Source organism: Coleofasciculus sp. FACHB-712 (assembly GCF_014695635.1).
In the GTDB taxonomy this organism is placed as follows: Bacteria; Cyanobacteriota; Cyanobacteriia; order Cyanobacteriales; family FACHB-T130; genus FACHB-T130.
Map to the genome: position 1 here is coordinate 1 of NZ_JACJOQ010000699.1, position 5699 is coordinate 5699.

The 5699-nt window shown below is 40.5% G+C and carries 6 protein-coding genes; 1 reads left to right on the top strand and 5 read right to left on the bottom strand.

Annotated features, from left to right (window positions below):
- The 5 genes from H6F50_RS26025 to H6F50_RS26045 form a co-directional block, all read right to left on the bottom strand.
- Window positions 1-380: DUF350 domain-containing protein (locus tag H6F50_RS26025; protein ID WP_347277209.1), on the bottom strand; the 380-nt coding region annotated here is incomplete at its 3' end.
- A gap of 42 nt (window positions 381-422) precedes the next feature.
- On the bottom strand, window positions 423-1475 hold the full coding sequence (locus H6F50_RS26030) for a peptidoglycan bridge formation glycyltransferase FemA/FemB family protein (protein ID WP_190412639.1): 1053 nt from the start codon (window positions 1473-1475) through the stop codon (window positions 423-425).
- Window positions 1468-2931 (bottom strand): spermine synthase, encoded by a 1464-nt coding sequence (locus tag H6F50_RS26035; protein WP_190430942.1) that lies wholly within the window; start codon window positions 2929-2931, stop codon window positions 1468-1470. The genes H6F50_RS26030 and H6F50_RS26035 overlap by 8 nt, the downstream gene beginning before the upstream one ends.
- 7 nt (window positions 2932-2938) lie before the next feature.
- Entirely contained in the window at window positions 2939-3568 is a 630-nt protein-coding gene (locus H6F50_RS26040; protein ID WP_190412641.1) for a DUF4178 domain-containing protein, read from the bottom strand.
- A gap of 198 nt (window positions 3569-3766) precedes the next feature.
- Window positions 3767-5152, bottom strand: a complete 1386-nt coding sequence (locus H6F50_RS26045; protein WP_190430943.1) for a serine/threonine-protein kinase — start codon at window positions 5150-5152, stop codon at window positions 3767-3769.
- A gap of 166 nt (window positions 5153-5318) precedes the next feature.
- Here H6F50_RS26045 and H6F50_RS27440 point away from each other — a divergent pair, with 166 nt between their 5' ends.
- Entirely contained in the window at window positions 5319-5480 is a 162-nt protein-coding gene (locus tag H6F50_RS27440) for a hypothetical protein (protein WP_242029214.1), read from the top strand.
- Window positions 5481-5699 lie beyond the last annotated feature (219 nt).

Sequence of the window (5699 nt, forward strand, 5' to 3'; positions counted from 1 at the left end):
AATTCTACAGCAGCAGCGCCTGTGTTCCGTTCTTCAAGAATTTCGCGCTTACAATCAAAGCAACGCAAAATTAAGCGATCGCCTACCCAAGCGCCAGCCAACATGAATAAAATGACTGTTGCGCCATAGCTTACCAAATTGAGTAATTTGTCCTGCCAATTGCCTGAAGGTTGTCCTAAAACACCACCCAGCGCAATGACGATACCGAGGTAATATCCGACAAGAGCGATCGCTACGGCTGGATTATCCTTAACAAATAGTTCCAAGTTTAATTCTATGCGACGAAATAGTTTTTGGTAAGCGAGTTGTCCCAGCCAGAACAACCCAAAGCCTACAACTAGCTCTAGAAGAATAAATCCTAATTGACTAACTTGTTCCACTACTTAACTCCTTCTCAATATTTCTTTATTATTCAATTAATTTTATATTTTTAAGTGTTTTAATAAGCCAATCATTGTATCTGCTAGTTGGCCATAAAAAAAGTAATCATGAGCACCAATAGTTTTTACTGGTACGCCACCAAACTGACTTTTAAAACGGGAAAATTTTGCATAGCTATGATTAGGATCGTGAGTAAAACCATAGAAATCATAGAAAGTGCAACCGCGTGATTTTGCCCGTTGCATTGCAGCCCAGTGTAAACTGTAAGTTGCCATGACTTCCGGATGTTCAAAACTACGTCCGCCGTAGAGATAAGTTGCGCGATCGCCCCAATAAACAACTAAGATAGCTGCTAATATTTTTCCTTGCCAGATTGCGAAACCTAGCTCTGCCATATTTGCCTTAAATAAGGTTTGGCAAAGATTAATGAAAAATTTGTAGGGTTCACCAAAAAACTGCTGGCGTTTTACCGTTTCCCAAAAAATATCGTAAAACACAGGAATTGCCTGTGAGTCTGTTCTAAATTCAGTTTCTACACCATGACGCCAACTCAAACGCAAATTATATCGTCCTTTTGGCTTCATAGTTGCTAACATTTCAGTTTCTGTTAATTGTAAATCAATTAACAGAGTTTCCGAGGGCAATAAATCAGCAGGGGCACGCATAAACCCGGAAAGGCAATCTAGTTTTTGCTGCCATAAAGGTTCAATTCGTAGGGCAACCGCTCCTATTTTTTCAGCTAAAGATACCGCTTCTTTCACTAATATCTGCATTCCTTCTTTTTCCAATTTTTCAGGTAGCAGAGGGGCACCGGGAGCAACTAATAAATTGGCTTTATTAGGATGGGGATAAAAATAAAAAATGCATCCTCCCAATAATTCTTGCTTGTAAAATAAACCATAACGGAAGGTTTTGTATCCTTCCAATTCTTTGAAATCTGCCCAAGCCCAAGACTGCATAAAGCATCCTGCGGGAGCAGTTTGCACAAGCAAGTCCCAATGATGGCGTTCTTCTGAATTTAGTAGTCTAAGGGTTAAAGATAATTCCTCTAATTGAATTTTGTGCCCATTATTTACATCTAAAATGTCAGTCATTATTCGAGCGATTTGTTAATAAGTTTATCAACCAAATACCACCAGCCGCCGTCAAAACAAATCCTATAGTTCTATTAAACCAACTCCAGTCTCCTTCGCTATAATAAGTATTTCCTCCCGAATAGCCGCTAGAGCCAGGAGAATGGCTACTTCCTGAATAGTATCCCTTGGCAAACACAGCATCTGGAGATGCTAAATTGGCCATTAATAAAGTTACTGAGAGCATCATAATAAATTCTGCTGCTCGTGGTGATAGCGTTAAAATTTGCTGTCCAGTGCGGATTTTATCAGACAATTGTTTTAGTTCAGCGGCAATCTGAGGCGGCAGTTCTTGAGCACGTTCTAAAATACTTCCCAATAAACGTGATAAATCGATTTCTGATAGTAATTTTTGAAGGTGGGCTAACCATTCTGCTGTCATCTTTGGGTTGTGATAAGGATGTTGTACCGGCAATAGTTTGCTAGTATCTATCTCATTACCCTGAACTTCTTCTAACCACCTTTGGGCGGTTGATTCTAGCTGAAGGAGATCCCGCAACCCTATCAGTCCAGTTCCAGCTTCTTCAATGTCTAAAAAATTAATGGTTTTTTCATCAATTGCTTCGATAATTTGAGGCGATTGAATATGAGGATTTAGTAAGTAGTAAAATAGCTGCGGGCAATCCAGAGTGTGAATATTGACGCTGTGGCGGCTATGCGCGATCGCATTCTCAAACTCAAACACTTTTAGCAGATTTTTAAGCGCGATCGCTTGTAAATTTTCAGGTAGGGTAATTCCTTCTAGTTCAGCACGTTGAATTGTAACTGGAGACGCTAAGAAGAACCCCCAATTGCCGTAATCATGCCGCTGAAAGGATGGAATTGCTAGTTGTAAAGGCTTTGCCATCAATCCGGCAGCTAACAAGGTTTGATATAAACACCAAAAACCTGTTGTCCGATTTTCTGGAGAAACACCATTCGTGCTAATAATTCCACCTGGATAAAGAACCCGACTAATCGTTTTAAACCATTCTTGGCTGTATATCGCCGTATCTTCTGTACAACTAGGATAAGTAAAATCGCAAATAATGACGTGATAAGATTTTTCTTTAATTGTCGATAAAAACTCAAAAGCTTCTTGCGTGTAGATTGTCAAGCGCTCGCTTTCTAAGCTGCCATCATTAAATTCCTTAAATACATTTTTACCGAGTTCTAAAACTTCTGGATTGTAATCAACTAAATCAACGTGACTCACTTCAGGAAATCGCAACACATCCCGTGCAGCTAATCCATCTCCGCCGCCACAAATCAAGACTTGCAACTCTGTGTGAGGAAATCGTTTGACTGCCAGCGCTACCGATGGGATCACTAAATACTCGTGATAAATGGCTTCATCAGCGGTATCAAATTGCAAATCACCATTGATATAAAAAGCCAATCCGTTGTTATGTTGTTCAATAAATAAAGATGTAGGCATTTTTTTACTATCCGAATACCATCAACAATATTCCGCAAGCCATCATGAAACTGGCTACTAATGCTTGGAAAATCACGCTTTCCAAAAAACTCTTCTTCGCTCCTCGTTCAATGTGAGAAAAATCTTCTGGTTTTACTATTTTGGTAGAGTAAATATGTCGTTTGCCATCAGGCCAAGCTTCAATTGCTAAATTCCATTGATGATCCTTGTCCCAATAATCCCACGTAATTCGAGATGTCTCCTCTTCATCTCCTTCATAATTACCCTTGGTTGATGATTCAAAGTAATAGCGTTTACCCAAGGCTTGTAATTCTGGGTAAGGCATTTTTCCTCCTTGCATATCGTGCCAAAAACGAATAGCCAAATTATTCAGTGATTCTGGTTCAAATATCTTAGGGTCTGAAATTTCTTCGGCAAGATACCAATTGACTAAGGATTCAGGATTTTGCGGATCAATTTCTCGTAGCAAGTAGTATTCTTTTCCTGCCTGAGATTTTAGCAACCACTCCGTTGTTTCATATCCATAGGAATCGTCATAAGTGCTGTATTCTTTAATCTGCCACTGAACGCCATAATATTTTATGCGATCGCCTGGACGTAAATTTTCAAGTTGAGTTTTCGTAGTAATGGGATACATAAAATTTTGCTCTGCTAAAATTTTGTTTGAATGTAGAAAAAATCTTGAGTTTAAGTTTATTTTATTAAAATAATATCCGGCATTTTTGCTGGTTAATAGAGCGACTTAGCGTAGGCAGCATTTATTATATTCACACAGCTCTTAACTTCATAAAATAATCAATAAGACTTCATAAAAATATTAATTTTTTATAATCATCTACTCAAGGCGATAGAAGAGGTTCAATAACCCGACCCACCAACCAACTTCACAAAAAACATATCCGCTAGGAAGATGACCTGCGGGAGCGCGATCGCAATCAAAGATAAATTCTTCATAAGGAACCCAAGCGCCATCAATCCGCCATCCTACGCGATCGCCTAAAATACACAAAATCTCATAATTTGCGCTTCTCGTCCCTCCGATCCTTTCCCAGATATATTTTTGGACGCTAAAACCAAAGCGTCCTTTGCTGTGTTTTATCCAAAGTTGGTTAATGATCCGAAGGTCTGACATTGGAAAATTTTTGATATCTTCTACTCTCAGCCAGCCTTCCGTTTCTCGACCAGAAATTCTCAGCATAACCGTCGTGGTTTCTTCATCCGCTTCTTGCCACTTTCCTAACGCTAGAAAAGTCTGTAGTTGCCGGTAATCTATTTTTGACGCTGAACTTTGGCGATTTGTTAAAAAATTACGATTTGTAGCGATTGAACTGGCATTATAAGTTTTTGAAACCGGGATATTGCTAAATACTGGCTGCTTAAAACTGTAAGTAGAAATCTTATTAAGATTAAGCAATTCTAGCCACTCCTGCACCGACTGAGGGCGTTTCTCCGCTTGAAATTCCATCCCTGTAAGAATCGCCTGATTGGCTAAATTACTAATACTGGAATTGAGGCGTTGCGGTGAATTTAATCGAATCCCCGCAGCTCTCGCAGGCGCAGGTAGCGGGACTTCTCCAGTCAGCAAATAGTAGAGCGTCGCCGCGAGTGCATAAACATCCGTATACTCGCCCCGTCTTGCTTGCTGAGCATACTGTTCAATTGGAGCAAAGCCTGGAGTAAAGGTTTGCGTATGAGTCTGCGTTATATCGGGGATAAATTCCCTAGCAATGCCAAAATCAATCAGTACCGCCTGGAATTTTTCGGCACGCACCATGATATTAGATGGCTTCACATCCCGATGCAAAAAGCCCCTGTCGTGGATGAAAGTTAGTGCGTCACCAATCTGGCGGATGTAGTGTAATGCTTCGGTTTCCGACAAAACACCCAGATTAAGTACGCGCTGCTCTAAGTTTTCTCCTTCAACATACTCCATCGCCATGCAAGGTAACTGTCCTTCAGAGAAGGCATTGTCAATCTGCACAATATTAGGGTGTCGGCACACAGCGAGTCGCAGCGCTTCTTTCTGGAAATCTCGATTAAATTTGTCTCGGTACGCTGTAAATTCGCGTTTAGTCAGTACCCGTTCATTCAGTGTCTTGATGACGACAAAATTCCCTTTTTTATCCCTAGCTAGAAAAGTGATGCCATAGCCTCCTTCTCCTAGCACCCTTTCAACGATGTATCTTCCACCATGCAACATCTGCCCAGCGGCCCAAACCATTCCTCACACTTTCCCTGACACTTAGGCTAATTTTGCCATACCTTTGGTGCCAGTTTTGTTAAGTATTTGACCTATTCCAGAAGGTTCCATAACGGAAGGGAACAAAGGTGAGATAAGAGCGATCGCTCTTATTTTTGAGTGATATATTCAGCGTGGAAACGCCTAGATGAAGACAATTGTTATGACTGAGGAACTCATGGATTTACGAAATAGCATCATTGAGGGACGCTACAAAGAAACTTTGACGATTTTAGGTGGGCTGGATTGGATAAAAAAATGGTGGATAGAACTTAGAAAATTTTGGCAGCTCAACAATTACTTGCTTTGATGTATGCTCATTCAGCAAGGATTTTACCTAACATGATTGATGAGTATTTAACTCAGTTACCGGACGGGCAAGATTGGTTTGAAGACAGGCGCGAATAGAGAATGCGATCGCTTGCCCTTCTTTTGATTGCATTTATTCTCAGCAAGATAGGTGATCTCAAAGCCACCTTTACCCAAATGCCTCTCAATAATATATCGTCCGCCCTGCAACTTCTGCCCA

Coding starts and splice junctions, on each gene's coding strand:
- H6F50_RS26035 (WP_190430942.1), bottom strand. CDS start 2,931: ATGCCTACATCTTTATTTATTGAACAACATAACAACGGATTGGCTTTT.
- H6F50_RS26045 (WP_190430943.1), bottom strand. CDS start 5,152: ATGGTTTGGGCCGCTGGGCAGATGTTGCATGGTGGAAGATACATCGTT.
- H6F50_RS26030 (WP_190412639.1), bottom strand. CDS start 1,475: ATGACTGACATTTTAGATGTAAATAATGGGCACAAAATTCAATTAGAG.
- H6F50_RS27440 (WP_242029214.1), top strand. CDS start 5,319: ATGAAGACAATTGTTATGACTGAGGAACTCATGGATTTACGAAATAGC.
- H6F50_RS26040 (WP_190412641.1), bottom strand. CDS start 3,568: ATGTATCCCATTACTACGAAAACTCAACTTGAAAATTTACGTCCAGGC.